General features: G+C 47.6%; 24 protein-coding genes. 15 read left to right on the top strand and 9 right to left on the bottom strand.

Features of this window, described 5'->3' with window-relative positions:
* Nucleotides 1-59: 59 nt before the first annotated feature.
* A complete protein-coding gene (locus tag OS145_RS05685) occupies nt 60-929 on the top strand; it encodes an EamA family transporter (protein WP_006955271.1) in 870 nt (289 codons plus the stop codon).
* Here OS145_RS05685 and OS145_RS05680 read toward each other — a convergent pair whose 3' ends face one another.
* Entirely contained in the window at nt 930-2,111 is a 1,182-nt protein-coding gene (locus OS145_RS05680) for a thiolase family protein (protein WP_006955270.1), read from the bottom strand.
* 77 nt (nt 2,112-2,188) lie between these two features.
* Between OS145_RS05680 and OS145_RS05675 the strand changes: the two genes are divergently transcribed.
* The 11 genes from OS145_RS05675 to rcsF all read left to right on the top strand — a co-directional run bounded on the left by OS145_RS05675 (nt 2,189) and on the right by rcsF (nt 15,932).
* Entirely contained in the window at nt 2,189-2,611 is a 423-nt protein-coding gene (locus OS145_RS05675; protein ID WP_006955269.1) for a MerR family transcriptional regulator, read from the top strand.
* Complete coding sequence (locus OS145_RS05670) at nt 2,608-3,777, top strand: isovaleryl-CoA dehydrogenase (protein WP_006955268.1); 1,170 nt, start codon at nt 2,608-2,610, stop codon at nt 3,775-3,777. Before OS145_RS05675 ends, OS145_RS05670 begins: the two co-directional genes overlap by 4 nt.
* An 11-nt stretch (nt 3,778-3,788) precedes the next feature.
* Nucleotides 3,789-5,396, top strand: a complete 1,608-nt coding sequence (locus OS145_RS05665) for a carboxyl transferase domain-containing protein (RefSeq protein ID WP_006955267.1) — start codon at nt 3,789-3,791, stop codon at nt 5,394-5,396.
* 11 nt (nt 5,397-5,407) lie between these two features.
* Nucleotides 5,408-6,193, top strand: a complete 786-nt coding sequence (locus OS145_RS05660) for an enoyl-CoA hydratase/isomerase family protein (protein ID WP_006955266.1) — start codon at nt 5,408-5,410, stop codon at nt 6,191-6,193.
* A gap of 11 nt (nt 6,194-6,204) precedes the next feature.
* Complete coding sequence (locus tag OS145_RS05655; RefSeq protein ID WP_040487828.1) at nt 6,205-8,178, top strand: acetyl-CoA carboxylase biotin carboxylase subunit; 1,974 nt, start codon at nt 6,205-6,207, stop codon at nt 8,176-8,178.
* Between the two features lie 2 nt (nt 8,179-8,180).
* On the top strand, nt 8,181-9,095 hold the full coding sequence (locus OS145_RS05650) for a hydroxymethylglutaryl-CoA lyase (RefSeq protein WP_006955264.1): 915 nt from the start codon (nt 8,181-8,183) through the stop codon (nt 9,093-9,095).
* A 5-nt stretch (nt 9,096-9,100) separates the two neighbouring features.
* On the top strand, nt 9,101-11,047 hold the full coding sequence (locus OS145_RS05645) for an acetoacetate--CoA ligase (protein ID WP_006955263.1): 1,947 nt from the start codon (nt 9,101-9,103) through the stop codon (nt 11,045-11,047).
* A gap of 13 nt (nt 11,048-11,060) precedes the next feature.
* The gene (locus OS145_RS05640; protein WP_006955262.1) at nt 11,061-13,286 is read left to right on the top strand and encodes a putative bifunctional diguanylate cyclase/phosphodiesterase; all 2,226 of its coding nucleotides are present in this window, start codon (nt 11,061-11,063) and stop codon (nt 13,284-13,286) included.
* A gap of 14 nt (nt 13,287-13,300) precedes the next feature.
* Nucleotides 13,301-14,947: an electron transfer flavoprotein-ubiquinone oxidoreductase gene (locus tag OS145_RS05635; protein WP_040487827.1), complete on the top strand. Its 1,647-nt coding sequence runs from the start codon at nt 13,301-13,303 to the stop codon at nt 14,945-14,947.
* 163 nt (nt 14,948-15,110) lie between these two features.
* Nucleotides 15,111-15,524 (top strand): H-NS histone family protein, encoded by a 414-nt coding sequence (locus OS145_RS05630; protein ID WP_006955260.1) that lies wholly within the window; start codon nt 15,111-15,113, stop codon nt 15,522-15,524.
* A gap of 27 nt (nt 15,525-15,551) precedes the next feature.
* Nucleotides 15,552-15,932, top strand: coding sequence for an Rcs stress response system protein RcsF (gene rcsF, locus OS145_RS05625; RefSeq protein ID WP_165477446.1), 381 nt, complete (start codon nt 15,552-15,554; stop codon nt 15,930-15,932).
* Between the two features lie 19 nt (nt 15,933-15,951).
* On the opposite strand, the gene OS145_RS05620 is transcribed toward rcsF, so the two are convergent.
* Entirely contained in the window at nt 15,952-16,611 is a 660-nt protein-coding gene (locus OS145_RS05620) for a hypothetical protein (protein ID WP_006955258.1), read from the bottom strand.
* A gap of 220 nt (nt 16,612-16,831) precedes the next feature.
* Here OS145_RS05620 and tsaA point away from each other — a divergent pair, with 220 nt between their 5' ends.
* The gene (gene tsaA, locus OS145_RS05615) at nt 16,832-17,545 is read left to right on the top strand and encodes a tRNA (N6-threonylcarbamoyladenosine(37)-N6)-methyltransferase TrmO (RefSeq protein ID WP_006955257.1); all 714 of its coding nucleotides are present in this window, start codon (nt 16,832-16,834) and stop codon (nt 17,543-17,545) included.
* Between the two features lie 75 nt (nt 17,546-17,620).
* Complete coding sequence (locus OS145_RS05610; protein ID WP_006955256.1) at nt 17,621-19,330, top strand: proline--tRNA ligase; 1,710 nt, start codon at nt 17,621-17,623, stop codon at nt 19,328-19,330.
* A 40-nt stretch (nt 19,331-19,370) separates the two neighbouring features.
* Here OS145_RS05610 and gpt read toward each other — a convergent pair whose 3' ends face one another.
* Together gpt and OS145_RS05600 are read right to left on the bottom strand one after the other, a co-directional pair.
* Nucleotides 19,371-19,856 (bottom strand): xanthine phosphoribosyltransferase, encoded by a 486-nt coding sequence (gene gpt / locus OS145_RS05605; protein ID WP_006955255.1) that lies wholly within the window; start codon nt 19,854-19,856, stop codon nt 19,371-19,373.
* A gap of 6 nt (nt 19,857-19,862) precedes the next feature.
* Nucleotides 19,863-21,173 (bottom strand): NCS2 family permease, encoded by a 1,311-nt coding sequence (locus OS145_RS05600; RefSeq protein WP_006955254.1) that lies wholly within the window; start codon nt 21,171-21,173, stop codon nt 19,863-19,865.
* 109 nt (nt 21,174-21,282) lie between these two features.
* On the opposite strand from OS145_RS05600, the gene OS145_RS05595 reads away from it, so the two are divergent.
* Nucleotides 21,283-21,603: a 2Fe-2S iron-sulfur cluster-binding protein gene (locus OS145_RS05595; protein ID WP_006955253.1), complete on the top strand. Its 321-nt coding sequence runs from the start codon at nt 21,283-21,285 to the stop codon at nt 21,601-21,603.
* Here the strand turns inward: OS145_RS05595 and OS145_RS05590 are convergent.
* From OS145_RS05590 to prmB, 5 genes are read right to left on the bottom strand one after another with little or no spacing between them, the layout of a single operon-like run.
* A complete protein-coding gene (locus tag OS145_RS05590; RefSeq protein WP_006955252.1) occupies nt 21,600-22,742 on the bottom strand; it encodes an ATP-NAD kinase family protein in 1,143 nt (380 codons plus the stop codon). The genes OS145_RS05595 and OS145_RS05590 overlap by 4 nt on opposite strands.
* 7 nt (nt 22,743-22,749) lie before the next feature.
* On the bottom strand, nt 22,750-22,881 hold the full coding sequence (locus tag OS145_RS13160) for an entericidin A/B family lipoprotein (protein ID WP_006955251.1): 132 nt from the start codon (nt 22,879-22,881) through the stop codon (nt 22,750-22,752).
* A 15-nt stretch (nt 22,882-22,896) separates the two neighbouring features.
* On the bottom strand, nt 22,897-23,454 hold the full coding sequence (locus OS145_RS05585; protein ID WP_006955250.1) for an elongation factor P hydroxylase: 558 nt from the start codon (nt 23,452-23,454) through the stop codon (nt 22,897-22,899).
* Complete coding sequence (gene aroC, locus OS145_RS05580; RefSeq protein WP_006955249.1) at nt 23,432-24,502, bottom strand: chorismate synthase; 1,071 nt, start codon at nt 24,500-24,502, stop codon at nt 23,432-23,434. Before aroC ends, OS145_RS05585 begins: the two co-directional genes overlap by 23 nt.
* Nucleotides 24,503-24,511: 9 nt before the next feature.
* Nucleotides 24,512-25,438 (bottom strand): 50S ribosomal protein L3 N(5)-glutamine methyltransferase, encoded by a 927-nt coding sequence (prmB, locus tag OS145_RS05575; RefSeq protein WP_006955248.1) that lies wholly within the window; start codon nt 25,436-25,438, stop codon nt 24,512-24,514.
* Between the last annotated feature and the right edge of the window lie 33 nt (nt 25,439-25,471).

Here is a 25,471-nt window from a genome sequence, read left to right as displayed (position 1 = left end):
CTTCTTGTTGTGTTATTTTATAAACCAAATTTTCATAATCCTTAAAAGAGACGCATACCGTGCCACTTTTAATTCTTATTACGTTACTCTGGGCGGCAAGCTTCTCGCTCATTGGCGAATACCTTGCCGGCCAAGTTGATGGCTATTGGGTCGTGTTTATCCGCATGCTACTGGCTTTGTTTACTATCTTGCCATTATTCAAATGGCGTCAGCTCAAAGCCTATTCGGTTAAAACACTGACCCAACTTGCCGGAATTGGTGCCGTACAAATCGGCTTGATGTACTTGTTTTTGTATCACGCATTTCTTTATTTGAGTGTCGCCGAGGTACTATTGTTCACGATATTCACCCCGCTTTACATTACACTCATCGACGAAATCATTTTAGGGCGCCGCCGCTTACCATTCACTTGGTGGCTCGCAGCCGCCATCTCAGTCTTAGGCGCTGCCATCATTCGTTACCAGGGGCTAAGCGCTGATTTCATTATTGGCTTTGCTTTGATTCAAGCCGCCAATTTATGCTTCGCTGCCGGCCAAGTGGCATACAAACGCTTAGACCTCGGCTCAACGCAAAATCAAATTCAACAATTCGCCGCATTTTTTGCCGGTGCTAGCCTCGTCTCTGGCTTAGGTGTTTTACTGTTTGGCAATCACCAAATGCTACCTACTACACCCTTACAATGGGGCATTTTGTTGTGGCTCGGCATTGTCGCCTCCGGCCTTGGCTATCTCGGCTGGAACCTAGCCAGCAAATGGGTCAATACCGGACAGCTCGCGGCTATGAATAATGCCTTAATTCCCGCTGGGATTCTCGTTAGCGTGTTGTTTTGGCAACACGATACCGACTGGTTAAGATGGTTGCTGGGCGCGAGCTTAATTGTTATTGCTGTTATTTTGGCTTCGCGCCAGCAACGTAACCTAAGCCGTTGACTACATCATTTCAACGGCAAGTGCGACGGCTTCACCACCACCAATGCATAGTGAGGTAATACCCCGTTTCTCGCCGCGTTGCTTCAATGCGTGAAGCAAGGTAACCAGCAAACGGGCGCCACTGGCACCAATCGGATGACCCAACGCACACGCACCGCCGTGGACATTAACGCGGTTAGCATCAAGCTTCATTTCGTTGATTGCTAACATGGTGACCATGGCGAACGCTTCGTTGATTTCCCATAAATCGACGTCTTCTTTGCTCCACCCGACTTGGTTCAACAACGCGTCCATCGCGCCAATAGGCGCCACAGTAAACTCAGCAGGCGCCTGAGAATGAGTTGCATGCCCTTTAACGCGAGCAAGCGGTTTCAAACCGCGCTTAGCAGCCTCACTCTCGCGCATCAATACAAGCGCCGCAGCCCCATCCGAGATTGAGCTTGAGTTGGCAGCTGTAATAGTGCCGTCTTTCTTAAACGCTGGACGTAGTTGTGGGATCTTATCAAGTCGTGCTTTACCCGGCTGCTCATCGGTATCTACGGTAACATCACCCTTGCGCGTTGAATAAGTCAACGGCGTAATTTCACCTTTGAAGTAACCTTTTTCAATAGCGGCCTGCGCTTTCTCTAGCGAGTTAATCGCAAAGTTATCCATTGCATCGCGGTCAAGACCGTATTTGTCAGCCGTGTCCTGCGCATAACAACCCATCGCCTTGCCTTCATAGGCATCTTCAAGACCATCGAGCATCATGTGGTCAAACAATTGACCATGTCCCATACGGTACCCATTACGGCCTTTGTCAAGTAAGTAAGGCGCACGCGACATACTTTCCATACCGCCCGCGACGACGACGTCCGCTGAGCCTGCACGAATTAAGTCCGTTGCAAACATCGCTGCTTTTAAGCCCGAACCACAGACTTTATTAATGGTCGTAGCACCCGTGCTTTGCGGTAAACCGGCATATAACATCGCCTGACGTGCGGGCGCTTGGCCCAAACCCGCCGGCAGTACGTTACCCATAATGACCTCAGAAACATCGGTTTCTTTGAGGCCGCTATTTCCTAACGCAGCTTTAATCGCAGTAGCCCCTAAATTAGGCGCACTGACTTCACTCAGGCTACCTTGGAAGCCCCCCATTGCTGTCCGGTTTGCGGCAACAATTACGACCGAATCGTTTGACATCTTTCCTCCAATACCACTTTACGTTAACGTAAACTTCCTCTAAGCTTAGATCTTAGGTCAACTAAAAAGCAAGTCTGATGAGTAACAAAATCACTTATACGATCGGCGAATTGGCAAAACAATTTGACATTACGACCCGTTCTATCCGCTTCTACGAAGACGAAGGGTTGCTATCGCCTCGTCGTCAAGGTCAACATCGAATTTACAATAATAAAGATCGCGTCCGCCTTAAACTTATTTTACGCGGCAAGCGGTTAGGTTTCTCGTTAGCTGAAACCCGACGTTTATTTGAGTTGTATGACGCAGACAATAGTTCGGCTGCACAGTTAGAAAAGGTACTTGAGTTAATCGCCGAGAAAAAGGCATCACTCAAGCAACAAATGGAAGATATCAACGTATTACTGACTGAGCTCTCGGGCCTTGAGCAACGTTGCCAAGACGAACTTGAGTCAGTGCGAACGACAACCAAGAAAGTAGTCTCATCTCAGGAGTCATTATGATTACGCAATTTAATTCTTTTAACTTTGGCTTAGGCGAAACCGCGGACATGCTGCGTGAAGCAGTCAACGCATTTGCACGCGATGAAATCGCACCTCGTGCAGCTGAAATTGATGAAGCCAATGAGTTTCCAAGTGATTTATGGCGTAAACTCGGGGATATGGGTCTACTCGGTTTGACAGTTGACGAACAGTATGGCGGCTCAGGTATGGGTTACCTTGAACACGTCATCGCGATGGAAGAAATAAGTCGCGCATCAGCCTCTGTCGGCTTAAGTTACGGCGCTCATTCAAACCTGTGCGTTAACCAAATCGCACGCAACGGCAACGAAGAACAGAAACAAAAATACTTACCTAAGCTCTGTACCGGTGAACATGTAGGCGCGCTCGCGATGAGCGAACCTAATGCGGGTTCGGACGTGGTCAGCATGAAACTGAAAGCCGAGAAAAAAGGCGACAAGTACGTACTGAACGGCAACAAAATGTGGATTACGAATGGTCCCGATGCCGACGTTTTTGTGATTTATGCTAAAACCGATGCCGAAAAAGCCTCGCGTGGTATCACCGCATTTATCGTTGAGAAAAACACCCCAGGATTTAGCCAAGCCCAAAAGCTCGACAAACTTGGAATGCGCGGTTCAAATACCTGCGAATTAGTATTCGAAGATGCTGAAGTGCCTGCTGAAAACATTCTAGGCGAACTCAATGGCGGCGTTGAAGTATTAATGAGTGGTTTGGATTACGAGCGCGCGGTACTTGCGGCAGGTCCACTGGGCATCATGCAAGCGTGTCTAGATGCCGTCGTACCGTACATCCATGATCGTAACCAATTCGGCAAAGCGATTGGTGAGTTCCAATTGGTACAGGGTAAGGTTGCGGACATGTACACGCGCACTAACGCAGCGCGTGCTTACGTTTACGCGGTGGCGCAATCGTGCGACCGTGGTGAAACCACGCGCAAAGACGCAGCGGGTGCAATACTTTATGCAGCCGAGCTAGCGACTCAACTTGCTCTTGATGCGATTCAATTGCTCGGTGGTAACGGCTACATTAACGAATACCCGACTGGACGTCTGTTACGTGATGCCAAACTTTATGAAATTGGTGCCGGTACGTCAGAAATCCGCCGTATGCTGATTGGTCGTGAGTTGTTCAACGAGTCCAAATAAAAGGAGACGCTGTGGCTATTCTTGCAAGCAAAGTCAACACCCGCGACGAGCAGTTCAAAGCGAACTATGAATCGATGCAAGCGGTCGTTGATGACGTGAACGCTAAAGTCGAACAAATTAAACAAGGCGGCGGTCCTAAATATCAAGAGCGTCACTTGTCGCGCGGTAAACTGTTACCGCGCCAACGTATTAATAAGCTGCTTGACGCTGGTTCAGCGTTTTTAGAAATCGGTCAGTTCGCTGCATGGGACGTGTATGACGATTATGTGCCGGCGGCCGGTGTCGTCGCGGGTATTGGTCGCGTCGAAGGCGTTGAGTGCATGATCGTTGCTAACGATGCAACGGTAAAAGGCGGTACTTATTATCCGTTAACCGTTAAGAAGCATCTGCGCGCGCAAGAAATTGCCGAACGATGCCATTTGCCGTGTATTTACTTAGTCGACTCAGGCGGAGCCAACCTACCGCGTCAGGATGATGTATTCCCAGATAAAGATCACTTTGGTCGCATCTTTTTTAATCAAGCCAACATGTCAGCTAAGGGCATTCCACAGATCGCGGTTGTCATGGGTCTATGTACAGCTGGCGGTGCTTATGTGCCTGCTATGGCCGACGAGAGCGTGATTGTAAAAGAGCAAGGCACTATTTTTCTTGCCGGTCCGCCATTAGTTAAAGCGGCAACGGGCGAGGAAGTCAGCGCCGAAGAACTCGGTGGTGCCGATGTACACACGCGGGTTTCAGGTGTTGCCGATCACTTTGCCCATAACGACGAGCATGCTTTGGCATTAGCGCGCCGTTCAGTGGCACGATTAAACCGTCCTGCACCGACTCAGTTAGATCAACGCGAAAGCAAACCGCCGCGTTATGATGCAAAAGAACTCTATGGCATCGTTGGCACCGATTTACGTAAGCCTTACGATGTTCACGAAGTGATTGCGCGTGTCGTGGATGACTCTGATTTTGATGAGTTTAAAGCGAACTACGGTACCACGCTGGTGACGGGCTTTGCGCGTATTCACGGGTACCCCGTCGGTATCGTGGCAAATAACGGTATTTTATTCTCCGAAAGTGCACAAAAAGGTGCACATTTTATTGAGTTGTGCGCGCAGCGTAAAATTCCTCTCGTGTTCTTGCAAAACATCACCGGTTTTATGGTCGGAAAAAAATATGAAGCCGAGGGTATCGCTAAGCATGGGGCTAAGATGGTCATGGCTGTATCCTGTGCCAAAGTACCTAAGTTTACCGTGCTGATTGGCGGGAGCTATGGTGCAGGTAACTACGGCATGTGCGGACGTGCCTACGATCCGACCCTGATGTTTATGTGGCCAAACGCACGTATTTCGGTAATGGGTGGTGAACAGGCCGCCGGTGTAATGGCTCAAGTCACCAAGGACAACCTTGCACGTAAAGGCGAGCAACTGAGTGCGGAAGATGAAGCCAAGCTGAAGCAGCCGATTGTTGAGCAATACGAAAAACAAGGTCACCCCTACTACGCCTCGGGCCGTTTGTGGGATGACGGTATTATCGATCCAGCACAAACGCGCGATGTGCTCGGCCTTAGTATCGCCGCTTCACTTAACGCACCAATTGAAGACAGCCAGTTCGGCGTATTCCGGATGTAAGGAGAGCAATCATGAGTGAATACACTGAATTTTCAATCGATTCTCGTGGCGTCGCTTGGCTTACCTTGAACCGTCCAGAAGTGCACAATGCCTTCGACGATAAAATGATCGCTGAGCTCGTTGCCGCATTAACTGAAGTTGAGGAGTCTGAACAGGCGCGCGTTTTAGTATTGCGTTCCAATGGCAAAAACTTTTCCGCGGGCGCCGACTTAAACTGGATGCGCTCCATGGCGGATAAGGATTATCAAGAAAATATCGATGATGCCGCTGGTCTCGATCGCTTAATGAGCCAACTTGATCAGTTAAGCAAACCCACCATCGCACTCGTGCAAGGCGCTGCGTTTGGCGGCGCTGTTGGCTTAGCCGCCTGTTGCGACATGGTTTTAGCACAACCCAAAAGCAGTTTTTGCCTGAGCGAAGTCAAAATCGGCCTCATCCCCGCAGTGATAAGCCCTTATGTCGTACGTGTTATGGGTGAACGCCAAGCGCGTCGTTATATGTTGACCGCCGAACGTTTCTTTGCCGAAAAAGCCTTGCAAGCAGGATTAGTCACTGAAATTGTTGAAGAATTTGAAGACACCTTGCCATCACTTCTTGAGGCACTATTAAACAATTCACCACAAGCCTTGGGCGCGTGTAAACGCCTTATTCGTGGCGTTGCACACCAACCCACGAGTGACCCGGTGCGCCGATTTACTATCGAAGAAATTGCAAAAATTCGCGTATCAGATGAAGGTCAAGAAGGCCTCACTGCATTTCTAGAAAAACGCGCGCCGCAGTGGCAAAGCAAAAGTTAACGGGATTATTTATGATTCAATCACTTCTTATTGCAAACCGTGGTGAAATCGCTTGCCGTGTTATCGAAACGGCACGCCAAATGGGTATCCGCACCATTGCGGTATACTCGGCTGCGGACGCACAGGCACGGCATACGCAACTTGCTGATGAAGCCTATTACATTGGTCCGGCACCGAGCAACGAAAGTTACTTAAAGGCAGACACGATTATCAACGTCGCAAAATCTGCCGGCGCCGATGCTATCCATCCAGGGTACGGTTTTTTATCTGAGAATGAATCGTTTGCTGAACTCTGTCAGCAGAATGATATTATTTTTGTCGGGCCACCGGTTTCGGCGATTGCTGCAATGGGGTCTAAAAGTGCCGCTAAAGCCATTATGGAAGAAGCAGGTGTGCCTTTAGTTCCGGGTTATCATGGTAGCGAACAAGACGAAGACACGCTATTTGCCAAAGCTAAAGAGGTTGGCTTCCCACTGCTTTTAAAAGCCGCTTATGGCGGTGGTGGTAAAGGTATGCGCGTGGTCGAATCGGAGCAGGATTTTAAATCTGCACTGAGTTCGGCAAAACGTGAAGCGAAATCATCGTTTGGCAATGACAAAGTCTTGTTTGAGCGCTTTATCCGTAATCCACGCCACGTAGAGATCCAAGTATTCTGCGACCAGCATGGCAACGCGGTATACCTTGCAGAACGAGATTGTTCGGTACAACGCCGTCACCAAAAAGTCATTGAAGAGGCTCCTGCGCCGGCATTATCGGAAACAACCCGTCAGGCGATGGGTGAAGCTGCCGTCAAAGCAGCAAAAGCTATTGACTACGTGGGTGCAGGCACGGTTGAGTTTTTATACGACGCCAGTGGCGAGTTTTTCTTCATGGAAATGAATACTCGCTTACAAGTCGAACACCCCGTAACAGAGATGATTACCGGCTTAGACTTAGTCGAATGGCAGCTCATGGTCGCCTCTGGGGACAGCTTACCGTTGACGCAAGACGCCGTCACCGTTAACGGTCATGCTTTCGAAGCGCGTATTTATGCGGAAGATCCGGCCAACGACTTTCTACCAAGCACGGGCACAATCCGTCACCTTCGTACCCCCGCAGTCAATGACGGCGTGCGTATCGATACGGGTGTCGAGCAAGGTGATGAAATCTCGAGCTTCTACGATCCGATGATCGCCAAATTGATTGTTTGGGATACTGACCGAGATCGCGCCTTACTGAAGTTACAACGCGCTTTGAAGCAGTACCGTGTGACGGGCTTGCATACAAATATTGAGTTTTTACACCGGCTAGCAAGCCATCCAGCATTTATGCGCATGGATCTCACGACTGAATTTATCCAACAGTATGAACAATCGTTGTTCCCAGAGTCGACCCAAGATCTTAATTGGGTACGCACTGAAGCGGCAGTATTTGATGTATTACAACGTCAAACGCAAATCAACACCAACAATAGTCCGTGGAATCGTGCTGATGCACTGCGCTTGAACGAAGCCGCCGTACACGTGGTTGAATTCAGTGACGGCGAAGAACTGAATCATGTTGAGCTCGAGCAAACAGATAATGGCTTTAGCGTGACGATTGGCGAAGAGCGCTTTGCCATCCAAGCGAGTATCCGAGATGATCAGCTCAACGTTGTTGTGAACGGTCATCGCTATCAGCGCTACATTGCGACCTGTGATGACACACTCACTGTATTTACCGAACAAGGTCCAGTGACACTGCATCGCCATAAGGTGGCTGATACCTTGGTCGATGACAACGCCGGTGGAGGCCTGGTCGCGCCGATGAATGGCACAATCACAGATGTTTTGGTCAGCAAAGGCGACCACGTTGAGAAAGACCAAGCCCTCGTCATCATGGAAGCAATGAAGATGGAGTACACCATTAAAGCGCATTGCGCAGGTGAAGTCACTGACGTATTTTTTGCCTCGGGTGACTTAGTGAGTGATGGTGACGAACTCGTTGCTATTGCCGAGAAGGAGTAAGCATGTTTAAACGCAGCGCTATGCCGGATGAAGTCAATATCGTCGAAGTCGGTCCACGCGATGGCTTACAAAATGAAGTGGCGGTTCCGACCGCCGCTAAAATAGAGCTGATTAATGCCCTGTCTAAAACGGGCCTAAAATATATAGAAAGCGCTAGTTTTGTCAGCCCGAAGTGGGTGCCACAGATGGCCGACAGTGGCGAGATCATGGAACAGATAGAACGTCACTCTGGGATTACTTACTCCGCTCTGACGCCCAATCTAAAAGGATTGGAGAACGCGCTCTCGGTGAATACTGATGAGGTTGCCGTTTTTGGTGCCGCATCAGAACAATTTAGTCAGCGTAATATCAACTGTTCTATCGACGAGTCACTGGAACGCTTTCGTCCGGTAATCAGCCAAGCACGACAAGCGAATGTACGCGTACGCGGCTACGTCTCGTGTGTTCTAGGCTGTCCTTACCAAGGCGATGTACCACTCAAAGATGTCGCACATGTAGCGCAGCAATTGATCGAAATGGGCTGTTACGAAGTGTCCCTTGGCGACACGATTGGTGTGGGTACACCGCTACAAGCGGCTGAAATGGTCAAGGCTGTACTTGAGGTGGTGCCGGCCAACCAGTTGGCATTGCACTTCCACAATACCTACGGGCAGGCTTTAGCAAATATTCTTGCCTGTTTGGAACTCGGGGTGAATACCGTTGATAGTGCGGTGGCAGGCTTAGGCGGTTGCCCGTATGCAAAAGGCGCCAGCGGTAATGTAGCGACCGAAGATGTGGTATACATGTTAAACGGAATGGGCATTAAGACGGGCGTCGAGCTTGATGCACTCGTCCGTGCAGGTGCTGATATTTGTCAACACCTTGGGCATGGCCCTCGCTCTCAAGTAGCACTCGCAGAATTGGCAAAAAAAGGATAATTAACATGGCAGCAGAACGACTTTGGCAACCCAGTGCGGATCAAATCGCTGAAGCGCGCATGAGCGATTTCCTGCAACAGATAAACGTGCATAATGACGCGGGTCTTGCGAATTATCACGAACTCTATCAGTGGTCGATTGATAACAACGAAGCATTTTGGTCGCTGATTTGGGATTACTTTGATGTGATTGGCGAAAAAGGCGACGTCATTGTTCAAGATAAAGACAAGCTTCCGGGTGCCAAGTGGTTTCCAGAGGCTGAGTTAAACTTTGCGGAAAACCTACTGCGCCATAAAGATAACCACAGCGCACTGGTATTTCGCGGCGAGAACGGTGAGCGCCAAGAGCTCAGCTATGAAGCACTCTACTTGCAAGTTGCTCGTGCTGCACATGCACTAAAAACGCAGGGTGTATCGAGTGGCGATCGTGTCGCAGGAATGATGCCCAATTGCATTGAAACCATCGTAATGATGCTTGCCACCACCAGCTTAGGTGCAATCTGGTCATCCTGTTCACCGGATTTTGGTGTGCAAGGTGTACTCGACCGTTTTGGTCAGATTGAACCGAAAGTCCTGATGACAGTCGATGGCTATTTTTATAACCAAAAGAATCTCAATATAAAGGATAAAGTAAGCGAAATCGCAGACAACTTGCCGACCGTTGAGCATTTGGTACTTGTTAACTTTAGCGGTCAGTCAGAGGTGGTCGATGACGCTCGCATGGTGCGTTACGAGGACTTCCTAGACAATGATGCTAGCCATATTGATTTTGTGAGAAAGCCGTTCAACCATCCGGTCTATATTATGTTTTCTTCAGGCACCACAGGCGTGCCTAAATGTATTGTTCACGGTGCAGGCGGCACGTTATTGCAACATTGCAAAGAACACGGCTTGCATACTGACTTAGGTCGTGAAGATACGCTGTTCTACTTTACAACCTGTGGCTGGATGATGTGGAACTGGTTGGTCAGCGGGCTCGCGTTAGGTGCTAAGTTAGTCTTGTTTGATGGTTCACCATTCGCTCCTAAACCGGAAGTGCTTTGGGATATTGCCGATGAAGAGCGCATCAGCGTGTTCGGTACCAGTGCAAAATATTTATCTGCGCTAGAAAAAGCCGATGTCAAACCGCGTCAATCTCATGAACTTAAAGCATTGCGGAGCATATTGACCACAGGCTCAGTCTTGCCTCCAGAAAGTTTTGACTACGTCTACCGCGATATCAAAACTGACCTCTGCTTATCATCAATTTCAGGTGGGACCGACATTGTTTCGTGCTTCGCCCTAGGCTGCCCTATCCTGCCGGTCTATCGCGGTGAGTTACAATGTCGAGGACTCGGTTTAGCGGTCAATGTGTACAATGATCAAGGCGAAGCTGTTAAACAACAAAAAGGCGAGTTGGTGTGCGAGAATTCATTTCCCAATATGCCCGTTGGGTTCTGGGGTGATGACGATGGCCAACGCTATTTTAACGCCTACTTCGCACGCTTCGATAACATCTGGGCACACGGCGATTTTGCCGAGTTAACCGAACATGACGGTGTTATTATTTACGGTCGGTCGGATGCAGTACTTAACCCAGGTGGTGTGCGTATTGGCACAGCGGAGATTTACCGCCAAGTTGAGAAGGTGGACGTCGTCCTAGAGAGTATTGCTATCGGTCAACAATGGGATGACGATGAGCGCGTGGTACTATTCGTGCGTCTCCGTGAGGGCGTGCAACTTGACGACGCCTTAGTAAAAACCATCAAGCAAACGATTCGTGCAAACGCTACCCCTAGACACGTGCCTGCGGTTATATTACAAGTGAACGATATTCCAAGAACCATTAGTGGTAAGATCGTTGAACTTGCGGTTCGTAATGTTGTGCACGGACAACCTGTGCAAAATACCGATGCGTTGGCGAACCCCGATGCCTTGAACGAGTTTAAGGATCGTCCAGAGCTCAGTCGTTAAGAGAGTCTAATTCATGCGTTTAAAGCTTTTTGCGGGTGCCAAGCAAGCCGTTATTACCATAGTAACAGGGGTCTTAATCTCAATCATCGCGTTCTCCTATGTACGCTATCTAGAGAATATAGATGCACGCGAGGCACTTGAAAACGAAGCTTATAATATTCAGCGCGAGGTTCGACAAAACTTGGTGGCGCACTTATACGCCACTGAGTTGTTCGCGCGTGAGTTAAAGCAGAGTAAACAAGAGCTCGATGATAGATGGAACGACGATGCGAATATTATCTCACTCTATTATCAAAGTATCACCGCTATGGTGTGGTTATCCCCCGATTTAGTCATTCAAAAATACTATCCGCCCGATCGTCAAGCTCAATTATTAGGCACGCCTTTCAAAGGTTCTGAACTGACAACGACACTCCTTAAGTCTGAGGGTAATCAGCATGCGATGATAGGTAGTGCCGGTAACTTAGGGCGAATCGGTAGCGACATTGTTATGTTCTCGCGCATCGAAAATGCCTCGCGCCAAGGCTTTTTAGGATTGATCATTAGTCTGCAAGATTTATTAAATAATGTCATTCGGCAGAATATTTCTGAAGGTTATCAAGTAGCTATTAGTCGCGACGGTCAGACGCTCTATCAGTTTGCCGGTGACGTCACCTTGCGAGACCAATGGGCCGTTAGCCGTACCCTTCAGCTGCTAGGCTCACAATGGCAATTGCATGTGTGGATGACGCCCGCACGGCTTGCAGAGGAACGACAAGGGCTTGCCCTCACCTTGTTATTTACCGGGTTATTCATCACGGCGATGCTGACCTTGGTGTTCTATATTGTTGCTCAAAGCCGATACAAAGCCCAGCAACTCGCAGATGCGAACATCGAACTTTATTCAGAAATCGACGAGCGAGAGCGCGTTGAAAAAGAAATCGCATATCTTGCTGAACACGACGCACTGACGCGTCTTATAAACCGCAATGCGTTAATGCGAATTCTTTCCGAATGGCTCGCTGATGACGCCAAGAACGGCCTTACTGCAATATTATTTATTGATTTGGATCGCTTTAAAGAAGTCAATGACGCGCTCGGTCATACCGTTGGCGATGAACTGATCAAGCGGGTAGCTCGCCGCATCAAAAAGCTTGCGCCCAACGAAGCTGTGTTGGCTCGTTCGGGCGGGGACGAGTTTCTATTAGCCGTACCTCACTCGACATCCCGTGAGCACATCTTGACGCTTGCCGATCAATTATTGCAAGCACTCGACGCCCATTTCTATGTCGATGAATACGAGCTATTCATTAGTGCATCCATTGGCATCGCATTCGCTGAAGATGCGGACAATAATCCCGAGTATTTAATTCGAAATGCTGATACGGCTCTTTATCAAGCAAAAGATAATGGCCGCAACACCTATCACATATATAGCCAAGCAGTGCATCGCGATTTGGCAAAAAAATTAGAAATGGTCAAACAGCTACGTCATGCAGTAGAGCAAGAGGCTTTAGAAGTTTATTATCAGCCGAAAGTAGAGTTACTTGGCCACCGAATTACAGGCCTTGAGGCGCTCGTACGTTGGGTAAAAGATGATGGTACAGTGATTGGCCCTGACCAATTTATTCCTATCGCCGAGGATACAGGCTTAATTATACCACTATCCGAATACGTCATGCGGACCGCCTGTAACCAACTTAAACGGTGGCACGAAATGGGCTTCAATGATCTCACAATGGCAATCAATATCTCGGGTAAGCAGTTACATCTGCCTGACTTAGTTGACACCATTGTTGATAATGTAAGCGAAGCACGACTATCACCTAAATGTATTGAGTTAGAACTCACGGAACAAGTGTTTATCGAAAATATACAATCGCACACCAACTTTATGCACTCGGTGCGTGAACATGGTATGTCGCTTGCTATCGATGATTTTGGCGTCGGCTATTCGTCGTTGTCTTACCTGAAAAACTTTCCAGTGACTTCGCTCAAGATTGATCGCTCATTCGTACGCGATCTGCCAGACAACGAAGACGATGCAGTTATCGTTCAAACCATTATAAATTTAGCGAAGAACCTAAATATTCAATTAGTCGCTGAGGGTATTGAAACCAGCGAGCAAGTCGAGTTTTTATTAAGTAGAGACTGTGGCATAGGACAAGGCTACTTATTCAGCCGACCAGTCCCCGCAGACGAAATTACACAGCTATTGCAAAACTATCATGGCCTGATGCCGATTGATATCAGCTCATGATTATGGAGGTTAACGTGGAACGCGAAAGTATGGACTTTGACGTTGTCATCGTGGGCGCCGGTCCATCTGGGCTGGCGGCAGCATGTCGACTAGGGCAACTTGCTCAAGAGAATGAGCAAGAACTGATGATTTGTGTGGTTGAAAAAGGTGCTGATATTGGTGCTCACATATTGTCAGGCGCCGTATTTGAGCCGCGCGCAATGAACGAACTCTTCCCAGATTGGAAGGAGCGCGGTGCGCCGCTCAATACAGCCGTCACAGAGGATGAAATACTGCTATTAAACGATGCGCAAAATAGTCGTAAATTACCGCATATTGCAGTACCGAAAACCTTCCATAACGAAGGTAATTACATCGTTAGCATGGGTAACATTTGCCGTTGGTTAGCGGAGCAAGCTGAAAGCCTAGGTATCGAAATTTTTCCGGGATTTGCCGCAAGTGAGTTAATTAAAAACGAAGACGGTAGTATTGGCGGTGTTATCACTGGCGATATGGGCGTTGCAAAAGATGGCTCAGAAAAAGATGGCTACATGCCAGGCATGGAGTTGCGTGCAAAATACACGCTTTTTGCTGAGGGCTGTCGTGGTCATTTAGGCAAACAATTATTGCAACAATTTCAACTCGATAAAGACGCGACTCCACAACATTTCGGTATCGGCTTTAAAGAAATCTGGGATATTCCGGCTGAACAACACAAACCGGGTAAAGTTGTACATACCGCAGGCTGGCCTCTTAATGACAACGGTTCAGGAGGGGGGTATTTATATCATGCCGATGATGGTCAGGTGTATGTCGGTTTAATTATCGACTTGAACTATAAGAATCCTTATCTCAACCCATTCCAAGAGTTTCAGCGATTCAAAACCCACCCTGCGATTAAAGCGGTATTAGAAAATGGTAAGCGTGTGACATACGGCGCACGAGCGATCGCTAAAGGTGGTTATTATTCATTACCTAAGATGACTTTCCCAGGCGGAATTCTATTAGGTTGTAATGCCGGCACGCTGAACTTTTCTAAGATAAAAGGTAATCACACGGCGATGAAGTCTGGCATGCTTGCGGCAGAAACTGTATTTAACGCGCTCGCTGAGGGCAAGCAGCATGATGACTTGGAAGTCTATAAAAGCGCATTTGAGAAGTCATGGGTATTTGATGAGTTGTACCGCTCACGTAATTTCGGTGGCGCAGTTCACAAATTAGGCACGGTACTAGGTGGTGCTTACAATACGCTTGACCAAAACTATTTTGGTGGCAAATTACCATTTAAATTTAAAGAGTGGACACCCGACTATAAATGCACGGAAAAGGCAAGTCATTATCAGCCGATAGATTATCCTAAGCCAGATAATAAATTGACGTTTGATCGTTTGTCGTCGGTTTTCTTATCCAATACTAACCATGCTGAAGATCAGCCGTGCCACTTGAAGTTAAAAGATGCGGATATTCCCCTAACTGTCAACTTACCTGAATACGCTGAGCCTGCACAACGTTATTGCCCAGCGGGGGTTTACGAAGTCGTAGAAGAAGATGGTAAAGATGTGTTTAAGATTAATGCACAAAACTGCATCCATTGTAAAACCTGCGATATAAAAGATCCGAGTCAAAATATTACTTGGGTAGTCCCTGAGGGGGGTGGCGGCCCGACTTACCCCAATATGTAATTCAATTGAAAAAAAGCGAGCTTAGCTCGCTTTTTTTTATGTTTATAAATAAACAGCTAATCCAATTGTAATATATCTCGTATTTAGCATTTACTTATAGAATTACCAGTGAGAATTGTTTTATAAACACTGCACCCATTACTTAATTATCGGAGATGAATCCATGAGCGAGTTTATTAATATAATTTCACACGAACGTCGTTTGAACGCAGCCCTTAAAGAATTAGATTTAAACGAGCTATATGACATTCAAAAGAAACTCTCAAATGTAATCAGCAAGCGTGAAGAAGACGCACTCGAACAAGAAAAAGCACTTGAAGAAAAACGTCAGAAAGTCGCCGAACTTAAGCGCAACATGCAAGAAGCCGGCATTGATATTTCTGACATTTTAGAAGATGAAATTGGTGGTGATAAACTTGTATCGCCAAAACGTAAGCGCGCACCTAAACCCCCTAAGTATGAATTTAAAGACGAAAACGGCGAGTTAAAAACTTGGACAGGTCAGGGGCGTATGCCTAAAGCACTACAAAACGCGTTGGACAACGGTCGTGCACTTGAAGAGTTTTTGATAAAGTAGTGAAAAGTATTTAATTGGAGAATGTCATTGGGGATTCGAATACTCTTAGCAGGTGTGTTTTGCAGTGCATTGATGGCTGGATGTTCAACTGGTAACCAATATGGTTCACAAGAATCTGCTCTAAGAGCCCTCAATGTCGTCCCCAACGAAGTTGAGCTGCATGACCAGCAGCTCAACCCGAATCGCCATAAGATCTTGAGTGTTGTTACTGGAGATAGTTGCCAAGCCACCTTTCGTGGCGCCCCCGCTTCAACTCTAGATGCTCAACAAGCACTTCGTAACGATGCAGCACGTTTCAATGCGACAGATGTATTCGCTGTACAGTGCTTTAATATTCCGACAGATTCAAGCGCTCGGTGTTACACTCAAGTCAGTTGCGTTGGCAAGGCGACAGTACCAAAGCAGTAACTGTCGCCACGCCAATACATTAATTCAATTCCACAAAATCTAAGGTAATATCGCCTACTCCGACTTCCGCTTTAATGCGATATTCACCCGAACTCGTCAACTCACTCTCTGAGGTCATTAATACGCGCTCTCGATTCGAGTTTCCACGCACCGAACCGCGGATACGGGTGTCACCAATGCCGGCTTCGGCTTTTACTCGCTCTACGTCACTACCGTGCAATACTAAGTCAATCTCACCCACGCCCACTTCAAAAGAGGCATTAGTGGTATACAGTTCACCAGACATCTCACCCACACCAAGCTCTGCATCAACGCCTTTCATTTTGGGTAAGGTAATACGCCAAGTAACTTCAACCTCTTCGTCATCCGGTTCAATACTTAATTCTAATTCATTACCGTGTTGATCGGCCTCTAAGTGCACGCTGTTAATATCACCACCACCATAGAAAAAACTATCATCATTGGCCTCTATAACGAGCTCAACTTCGACAACCTGTGAGTTTATATCGCCTTTCACGAATTCAACTGTTCCGACGGCTGCTTCAACACTCAGCTCTGTATCTGAAGACACGTTGAATGTATGTGAACGCTTTACAACGTCTTGCGCACAAGCTGCTGAAGTCACGGTCAAACCACCGACTAAAAAAATTGCTATGGGCCATACTTTATTTTTCATCATGTTGCTTTCCTTTCTATGTTATTTTTGTAGCTGACGTTCCAAACATCGTGAACAGGTCAAACTAAACAGTTATGTTGTAGTAAAGATTTAGCAAAGCGTGTGCCAAAGTTATTTTTTCTTTTAAATACAGAAACTTAGATAAGTTTTTATAGCTTTAGTGCAATGCTTCTATTTTTTCCAACCACCAAAATTTAGTTAAATCCGCTAACAGTTAAGATAAATGACAAACAACCTAATGCCCCAAACCATCGCTCATATACACACACCTTTTCCTGAAAAGTTTTCTGTACCGCGCCAACCAGGACTCGCTACCCACGTTCAGGGCATCATCAAGCCTTGCGGTGATTACGATTATCCCGCAGCGTTCAGCGGAATCGAGCAACACAGTCATCTTTGGTTAGTGTTTCAGTTTCATCACAACAAAGACTCACAGTGGCAGGCACAAGTGAGACCACCGCGACTTGGAGGAAACCAAAAAGTCGGCGTATTTGCCACCCGCTCACCGTTTAGACCCAACAACATCGGTTTGTCGGCGGTTAAATTATTAGCGGTTAATAATGAACCGTACTTTCATTTAGTCGTCGCCGGTGCCGATTTAGTTGACGGCACTCCCTTAATTGATATCAAGCCTTATATTCCGTATTGTGACAAAATAGACGACGCCAGCAGTTCACTCGCACCCGAAGCACCTAGCGCCAGCTTAGCGGTCTTTTTTGCTCGCGATGCGGCACATTTCATAAAGCAGCAAAAAGAGATTTATCCGCAGCTTGAGTCGTTAATTGTTGAATTGCTTAGCTTTGATGTGCGTCCCGCCTACAAAAAGAACAAAACTGACAATAAAACCTACGCAAGTCGCCTATATGATTTAGATATAAAGTGGCGAGTTGTGGACAACGGAGTGACCGTAGAAAAAATTGTCCGCTATTGTCCGTAAAAGGCTTTGTCGCTTGCAGATAGGCTGTTAAACTTCCCTCCGATTTTGTTCAACTGACATAGAGATTGTTCGACCATGCGCAGCAGTCAATATTTACTATCTACTTTAAAAGAAACGCCCTCTGATGCTGAGATTGTCAGCCATCAGCTAATGCTGCGAGCCGGCATGATCCGAAAAGTGGCATCGGGACTCTACACATGGACCCCGACCGGTCTTCGTGTATTGAAGAAAGTTGAGCGTGTTGTACGCGAGGAAATGGAGCGTATCAACGCCTTAGAAATTTTAATGCCGATGGTGCAACCCGCTGACTTGTGGCAAGAGTCTGGCCGTTGGGAAGACTATGGCCCTGAACTGTTGCGTATTAAAGATCGTCATGAGCGTGATTTCTTGTTAGGCCCGACCCATGAAGAGATTATTAGTGAGTTGGTAAGAAAAGAAGTCAGTAGCTATAAACAGTTGCCTTTGACACTATTCCAGATTCAAACCAAGTTTCGTGACGAGATTCGCCCTCGTTTTGGGGTGATGCGTGCGCGCGAGTTCATGATGAAAGACGCATACTCATTCCACTTAACGGATGAGTCACTGCAGCAAGCCTATGATGAAATGTACGACGCCTATTGCCGTATCTTCCAACGCTTAGGTCTAGACTTTAGACCAGTTATTGCTGATACAGGCTCGATTGGCGGTCACGCATCGCACGAATTTCATGTCCTAGCGGGCTCAGGAGAGGATGCCATCGCGTTCTCTGATGGTTCGGACTACGCGGCGAACGTGGAGATGGCAGAGGCAATCGCTCCGAAAAAAGAGCGTTCACAACCCAGTCAAGATAAACAAGTACATGATGTTACAGGTCATGAAGTCAGTGCTTTCCTGCAGCCATTAGCTGTCGATGCACAACAAGCAGTACAATGTACTTTGGTCAAAGCCAGCGATGAAGTGGAGGCTGACGCCGTCATGTTAGTTTGGCGCGCGGACCACGAGCTGAATACCATTAAAGCTGAAAAGCTAACACAGATCGCAGCGCCCATTGAGGTGCTTGATAGCGATAAATTGATGGGTTGTCACGGCTCCTTTATCGGTCCTGTTAATGCATCAATGCCGGTCATCGTTGATCGCAGTGCCGCTGTGCTAGCAGACTTTGCTTGTGGCGCAAATAAACAGGGTCAGTGGTTGACTGGGGTCAACTGGGATCGCGATGCTGAAATCTCTGCTGTAGAAGACATTCGTAACGTTGTTGCAGGCGATCCGAGTCCATGTGGTCAAGGCACATTGCAGATTGCGCGCGGCATTGAAGTTGGTCATATTTTCCAATTAGGCAAGAAATACAGCAATGCGATGAAGGTGGGTGTATTGTCGGAAACGGGTAAACACGAAACCTTAACCATGGGTTGTTACGGAATCGGTGTTTCTCGCGTTGTCGCAGCTGCGATCGAACAATTCCACGATGACCGCGGTATCAACTGGCCAAATGAGTTAGCACCGTTTGAGGTTGCCATTGTACCAATGAATATGCATAAGTCGGCACGTGTACAAAAAGTTGCTAACGAACTTTATCAGCAACTTCGCGATGCCGGTTTTGATGTGCTATTCGACGATCGCAAAGAACGCCCAGGTGTTATGTTTACCGATATGGAATTGATCGGTGTGCCGCATCAAATCGTCATTGGTGAACGTAATCTCGATGAAGAAATGGTCGAGTATCAATCACGTAGTGACCGTGACAAACAAAAAATGCCGATTAACAGCGTGCTTGAGTTTTTGAATCAGACCTTGCGCAACGCATAATCACACTAAAAACCCCGCAAATGCGGGGTTTTTTATCAGCTTAACTTTCCTGTCCCGCCAATGGCTCGACATAGTGCAAATGCATGTCCCACGGAAAGTGAATCCAAGTTTCTTGTTCAAGATCAGCGACATAATCGTCTACTAATTCAATACCCGCAGGCTTAGCGTAAACGGTGATAAACTTTGCCTTAGGCAAGCGTTTACGTAAAAACTTCAAGGTATTGCCCGTATCAACAAGATCGTCGACAACCAAGAAGCCCTCTCCATCTTCAGTGGCTGATACGTCTTTCAATAGCGCCAACTCATCTTTTTGCTGATCGTGTGCATAGGAACTGACCGCAACACAGTCAACAGTACGTAAGTTTAATTCACGTGCAATAATCGCAGCTGGAACTAAACCGCCACGACTCACCGCGATTACACCTTTATATTGTTCAGCGGGTAACTGGCGGTGTGCCAACTCTCGTGTAGCGCGATGTAGTTCTTCCCAAGAAACAAAAAACTCTCTATTTGAGTGCCAACCCATAATCTGTTACCCCAACCAAATAAATTTACTAATAAATAATAACGCCAATAATACCACGCTAACGGTTAACTCTTTAGTCTTACCGGCCAGAAGCTTAATAACGACGTAACTGATAAACCCAAGCGCAATACCATCTGCGATAGAAAACGTGAGTGGTGTCATGAGTAGCACCACCATCACCGGTGCAGCTTCGGTAATGTCATTCCAATCAACATCCTGCAAAGTAAACAACATCAATACTGCGACATAAATAATTGCGCCGGCTGTTGCATACGGTGGAATCATGCCGGCTAATGGCGAGAAAAACATCGCTAAAAGAAACAAAACGCCGACCACCACTGCTGCAAGTCCCGTTTTACCGCCTGAGGCGACACCTGCGGCCGATTCGACATAACTGGTGGTAGTCGACGTACCCATCATTGAGCCAGCGACTGTAGCCGTGCTGTCGGCCATCAAAGCCCGCTCTAAACGAGGAAGACTACCATCCCTTTTAGCCAGTCCGGCCTTCTGAGCAACCGCCAATAACGTACCTGAGGTGTCGAACAAGTCGACAAACAAGAACGCAAAAATGACCGATAGCATACCTAAGTCAAATGCAGCCTCGATGTTCATCTGCATAAAAGTCGGTGCCAAGCTAGGCGGCATCGAAGCTATACCTGTAAAATCTACGTAACCTAGGACCCAGGCGATTAAGGTGATAGCAAGAATACTCATCAACGCAGCACCTTGAACACCTCGTGCTGCCAGTCCAATAATCGTAAAGAAACCAAACGCCGCGAGAATAACCGATGGATCGCCTAAGTGACCTAAAGTCACGATGGTGGCATCATTAGCCACCACAATATTCGCGTTCTTTAATCCAATAAGTGCTAAAAACGCGCCAATTCCCGCAGCGATCGCTCGCCGCAAGGTCATTGGAATGGACTGGATGATCCATTCCCGCACGCGAAAAACCGATAATATAAAGAAAGTAATACCAGAGAAAAACACAGCACCAAGGGCAGTCTGCCAATCGTACCCCATGCCGCCAACGACCGAATAGGTAAAAAACGCATTGAGCCCCATGCCGGGTGCTAAGGCGACTGGATAGTTCGCCCAAAACCCCATCACAAAACAACCTATTGCAGCAGCTAAACATGTGGCAACAAAAACGGCTCCGTAATCCATCCCTGCTTCACTCAGAATCGATGGGTTCACAAAAATAATATAAGCCATGGTTAAGAAGGTCGTAGCGCCGCCAATCACTTCCTTTTTCACCGAACTACCGCGACTGTAAAAGCCAAACCACTTATCTAACCAAGCCGCCACTGCTTGCATGAAATTCCCACCCTATTTGTGCAACAAATGCGATTTTTGGATTGAGCTTAAAAGCCGCGTATTCTATCCTATCGGGCAATAATTATGAATGCAGTATAAGGAATGAATCATGCCAACCGTATATTTTGTTGATGCCGAGGGTGGTCAACACGAGGCCGAAGTTGATGTAGGCACCAATGTCATGGAAGCCGCTACCGAAAATTTCATCGATGGGATCGTCGGTGAATGTGGGGGCGTTCTCTCATGTGCCACCTGTCATGTTTATGTCGACAAAGCTTGGTTAAGTAAATTACCTCAGGCCTCTGAGCAAGAAGAAGACATGCTCGATATGGCAATAGATCCGGAAGATAACAGCCGCCTGAGTTGTCAGATAGAAATGACTGAAGAGCTTGATGGTCTCGTTGTCCACCTACCGAAGCGTCAGTTTTAATCGACCGCTTCAATGCGCACGACTACCTCGTCATGATAACCCGTAATAACGGAAATCATGCCGGACCAAGCGTGGTCGAGCGCATCATCTCCTGAATCGATTCGCAGCGGACGCCCTTCCAAACCTTTTAATTTACTTTTTGTGGCGACTAACCAAACATTTTCTCGCCCCACCGCGTCTAAAACACGTGGACTTAATTGCTGGTTTCCGCGACCAATCACATGACCTTGACCACCAATCACAGTGAGCAGCAGCTTAACCTGTCCTGAAGAAACCTGCTTCACACGCTCATAGAGCTCTGATTCGGTCAGATCCTGTGCCAAAACATCGCCATCGTGGACCCAGTCAACACCGAGCAACGTATTATTCAATCCCATGTCTTCCATAATGGCGTTAATGGTTGAACCAGAACCAACAATTAAATGTTCGTCATCAAGGCGCTCTTCAACTTCGGCGGCTATATCCGCCAACACCAGCTCATCGCTCTCTTTGCCGCCCATTTTCACCGCTTGGATATACTGCAACTCGTCAGGCACTAACATCTCGCCAAAACGTTTCGCTTTTACCGTACCTTGACGAAATAAATCTTCGTCAATATCCATTACATCTGCATAACGGACACTGGATAGACCACCACTTATCATATTTTCTAAAACCCGAGATGCGGCTTTAGGACTAATACTGTATACACCTGAGTGAATTTTTACCCCCGCAGGAATACCGAGCACCAACTGTTCCGGCTTAATCGCAGTGTAGACATCACGAGCAGTTCCATCACCGCCGGCAAATACAATCACATCGGGATTGTGTTCTTGAATGGCTCTGATCGCAGCCTGTGTATCAGTCGCTTCTGTTTGTTGCGCTTGGGGTTGATATGCAATGTTATAATCAAAGCCCAACCCTGCGACGGCGTCAGCTCCCATAGACCCTGCTGCCGTTACAAAGTGGATCTGGTTGGCTAGATACTGCAGTTGCTGCAACGCCGTCGTTACTCGATGATTGGCTTTTGGCGTTGCACCTAACGCGAGTGCTGTTTGGCGAGTATGCTCGCCGTCACTTCCTTTCAGTGCAACAGCACCACCAATACCTGCAAAAGGGTTTATCACTAATCCAATCGAGAAACGACGGCTGTACTGCATGTATTAACTAAGCTCCATTCTCATCCGCAGACTCTTCGATAGCTTCGCCTGCATCTTCGACATCTTGTCCCATGCCCTCAATAGTAGAACAACTTGCAAGACCCATTACCGCAATCAACATCGCAAAATAGCGTTTCATAATTCCTCCTCGTTGTTAACGTGCCAACGACTCGACTGAAGGCCAAGGTCGTTGGTAATAACGACATAATGCCTGAGCAAAAACTTTCGCTCTTGTCGGTAATGAAGTACGCATAAAATCGAAAAGTTGATCGCTTACTTTGCTATTAAATGCTTGTCGATTAACCTCAACACCCGATAAGTTATCGACACTGACCTGAAACGGCACCCCGGCACAAACGGAAAATAATTTCTCGAGCGCTTGTGGCTTCACTTCGACCTTTTCAAACTGTTGCTGCTGCATTGCATTACGCCCGTCAGGCACATACCAATAACCGTAATCGAAGATATGGCGTCGCACCCGCCCAGCAATACACCAGTGCGCTACCTCATGAAGTGCTGAAGCAAAAAAGCCGTGAGCGAATACCACTTGATGATAAGTTTCACCTTCGGCGGCTGGACGATAATAGGGCTCATCGTCACCGCGCACCAATATCGTGTGCTCAGTATCTGCAAAACACTGATTAAAAATATCGACTAATTGCTGGTAGTGACGTGACTGGTGCTCACAGCTAACTTCGCTGGACGCCTGCATTCTGACCTCTATCACGTAAAAAATGATCAACTAAAACCAAAGCCATCATCGCCTCAACGATAGGAACAGCACGAATACCAACACACGGATCGTGGCGCCCTTTGGTAACGATATCAACGGCTTCACCTTCAGTCGTAATCGTTTTACCGGGAATACTAATACTTGAGGTGGGCTTAAACGCCACTTCTGCGTTTACCGTCTGCCCTGTTGAAATCCCGCCGAGCACACCGCCGGCATGATTAGATTGGAATCCTTCTATGGTCATTTCGTCGCGATGTTCACTGCCGCGTTGGGTGACTACATCAAAACCATCACCCACAGCGACCGCCTTAGCCGCATTAATGCTCATCAGTGCCTTAGCAATATCCGCATCAAGCCTATCGAATACAGGCTCGCCCCAACCAACTGGTACGCCGCAGGCCTCAACGTAAATGCGTGCACCTACTGAGTCCCCCTGCTTTTTAAGCTCGCGAATTAACGCATCCATAGGCTCGACCGCATCGGGATTGGCGCAGAAAAACGCATTCCCATTAACAGCAGACCAATCTTTAACTGGCGCAACAACCGACCCCATTTGTGTTAATGCGGCACGAATGCTAATACCTTGCTGAGCCAATACCTTAGCTGCGATCGCGCCAGCCGCAACCCGCATCGCGGTCTCTCGTGCGGATGAACGACCGCCACCGCGGTAATCGCGAATACCGTATTTTTTTTGATAAGTATAATCGGCATGCCCTGGGCGAAATTGTTGCTTAATAGCGCTGTAATCTTGGCTGCGTTGGTCTTGATTGCGAATAAGTAAACCGATCGGGGTCCCCGTGGTGCGCCCTTCAAACACGCCCGACAAGATCTCAACTTGGTCAGGTTCTTGTCGCTGTGTCGTATAGCGACTGGTCCCTGGACGACGCCGGTCAAGTGCTTGCTGAATATCTTCGCAACTAAGCTCGATTCCGGCTGGGCAGCCATCGACTACTGCACCTAGCCCCACACCATGGCTCTCACCAAAAGTGCTTACTGTAAATAATTTGCCCCAGGTGTTCCCGGCCATTTCTCGCTCCTACGCCTTTCCGTAACAAGCACGATGGTGTTCGAGTTGCGCTTTATTGAGCACAAAGACACCGTGCCCGCCGCGCTCAAATTCCAACCAAATAAAGCCTGTTTCAGGATACTTCTCATCGAGTGCTGCCATTGAATTACCGACCTCACAAAATAATAAGCCGTTATCTGTTAAATGATCAGCCGCTTCTAACAACATCGTATCCACGAGGCTCAAGCCATCGTCGCCAGCCGCCAAACCTAGTTCAGGTTCATGCCGAAACTCATCTGGCAGATCAGACATATCCTCAGCGTCAACATAAGGCGGGTTAGTTACAATTAAGTCATATTGTTGACCCTGCAAGCCGGTAAATATATCCGACTGAATGGGAAAGACTTGCTCTTCAAGCCCATGTTCCCCGATGTTGAATTCAGCCACGCTCAACGCATCGGCAGAAATATCTGTCGCATCGATCTCGGCTTCTGGGAACGCGTAGGCACACGCGACCGCTATACAGCCACTGCCCGTACACATGTCCAGGACACGCTCAGGCGCGTGAGTAAGCCAGGGCTGAAAACCTTGCTCGATAAGCTCGGCGAATGGCGAACGCGGCACTAACACGCGCTCATCGACGTAGAAAGGTAAACCTGCAAACCACGCTTGATTCAAAAGATAAGCAGCTGGTTTCCTATCAGCAATGCGTTTTCCGAGCAACTCGACGTACTGTGTCTTTTCTTGCTGAGTTAAACGACAATGCCTCATATCGATGAGTTCATCCGGTGTGAGCGATAAAACGTAGCCAAGCAACGCACGCGCTTCTTCCACTGCGTTTGCATACCCATGGCCAAAGTAAGTACCTGCTTTGCCCATTTGACTAACACTCCAACGCAAAATATCGTCAATGGTGTGTAGTTCATTCACGGCTTGCTGAGTAGCTTCTGAATCCAAACTTATCCCCTGCTAGTAAATCGGTTATACTTA

It is taken from the genome of Idiomarina baltica OS145 (genome assembly GCF_000152885.1).
Lineage (GTDB): Bacteria > Pseudomonadota > Gammaproteobacteria > Enterobacterales > Alteromonadaceae > Idiomarina > Idiomarina baltica.
This window is presented reverse-complemented; position numbering and strand designations above follow the sequence as displayed.

Coding starts and splice junctions, on each gene's coding strand:
- OS145_RS05680 (WP_006955270.1), bottom strand. CDS start 2,111: ATGTCAAACGATTCGGTCGTAATTGTTGCCGCAAACCGGACAGCAATG.
- OS145_RS05675 (WP_006955269.1), top strand. CDS start 2,189: ATGAGTAACAAAATCACTTATACGATCGGCGAATTGGCAAAACAATTT.
- OS145_RS05670 (WP_006955268.1), top strand. CDS start 2,608: ATGATTACGCAATTTAATTCTTTTAACTTTGGCTTAGGCGAAACCGCG.
- OS145_RS05660 (WP_006955266.1), top strand. CDS start 5,408: ATGAGTGAATACACTGAATTTTCAATCGATTCTCGTGGCGTCGCTTGG.
- OS145_RS05655 (WP_040487828.1), top strand. CDS start 6,205: ATGATTCAATCACTTCTTATTGCAAACCGTGGTGAAATCGCTTGCCGT.
- OS145_RS05650 (WP_006955264.1), top strand. CDS start 8,181: ATGTTTAAACGCAGCGCTATGCCGGATGAAGTCAATATCGTCGAAGTC.
- OS145_RS05645 (WP_006955263.1), top strand. CDS start 9,101: ATGGCAGCAGAACGACTTTGGCAACCCAGTGCGGATCAAATCGCTGAA.
- OS145_RS05640 (WP_006955262.1), top strand. CDS start 11,061: ATGCGTTTAAAGCTTTTTGCGGGTGCCAAGCAAGCCGTTATTACCATA.
- OS145_RS05630 (WP_006955260.1), top strand. CDS start 15,111: ATGAGCGAGTTTATTAATATAATTTCACACGAACGTCGTTTGAACGCA.
- OS145_RS05620 (WP_006955258.1), bottom strand. CDS start 16,611: ATGATGAAAAATAAAGTATGGCCCATAGCAATTTTTTTAGTCGGTGGT.
- tsaA (WP_006955257.1), top strand. CDS start 16,832: ATGACAAACAACCTAATGCCCCAAACCATCGCTCATATACACACACCT.
- OS145_RS05610 (WP_006955256.1), top strand. CDS start 17,621: ATGCGCAGCAGTCAATATTTACTATCTACTTTAAAAGAAACGCCCTCT.
- gpt (WP_006955255.1), bottom strand. CDS start 19,856: ATGGGTTGGCACTCAAATAGAGAGTTTTTTGTTTCTTGGGAAGAACTA.
- OS145_RS05600 (WP_006955254.1), bottom strand. CDS start 21,173: ATGCAAGCAGTGGCGGCTTGGTTAGATAAGTGGTTTGGCTTTTACAGT.
- OS145_RS05595 (WP_006955253.1), top strand. CDS start 21,283: ATGCCAACCGTATATTTTGTTGATGCCGAGGGTGGTCAACACGAGGCC.
- OS145_RS05590 (WP_006955252.1), bottom strand. CDS start 22,742: ATGCAGTACAGCCGTCGTTTCTCGATTGGATTAGTGATAAACCCTTTT.
- OS145_RS13160 (WP_006955251.1), bottom strand. CDS start 22,881: ATGAAACGCTATTTTGCGATGTTGATTGCGGTAATGGGTCTTGCAAGT.
- OS145_RS05585 (WP_006955250.1), bottom strand. CDS start 23,454: ATGCAGGCGTCCAGCGAAGTTAGCTGTGAGCACCAGTCACGTCACTAC.
- aroC (WP_006955249.1), bottom strand. CDS start 24,502: ATGGCCGGGAACACCTGGGGCAAATTATTTACAGTAAGCACTTTTGGT.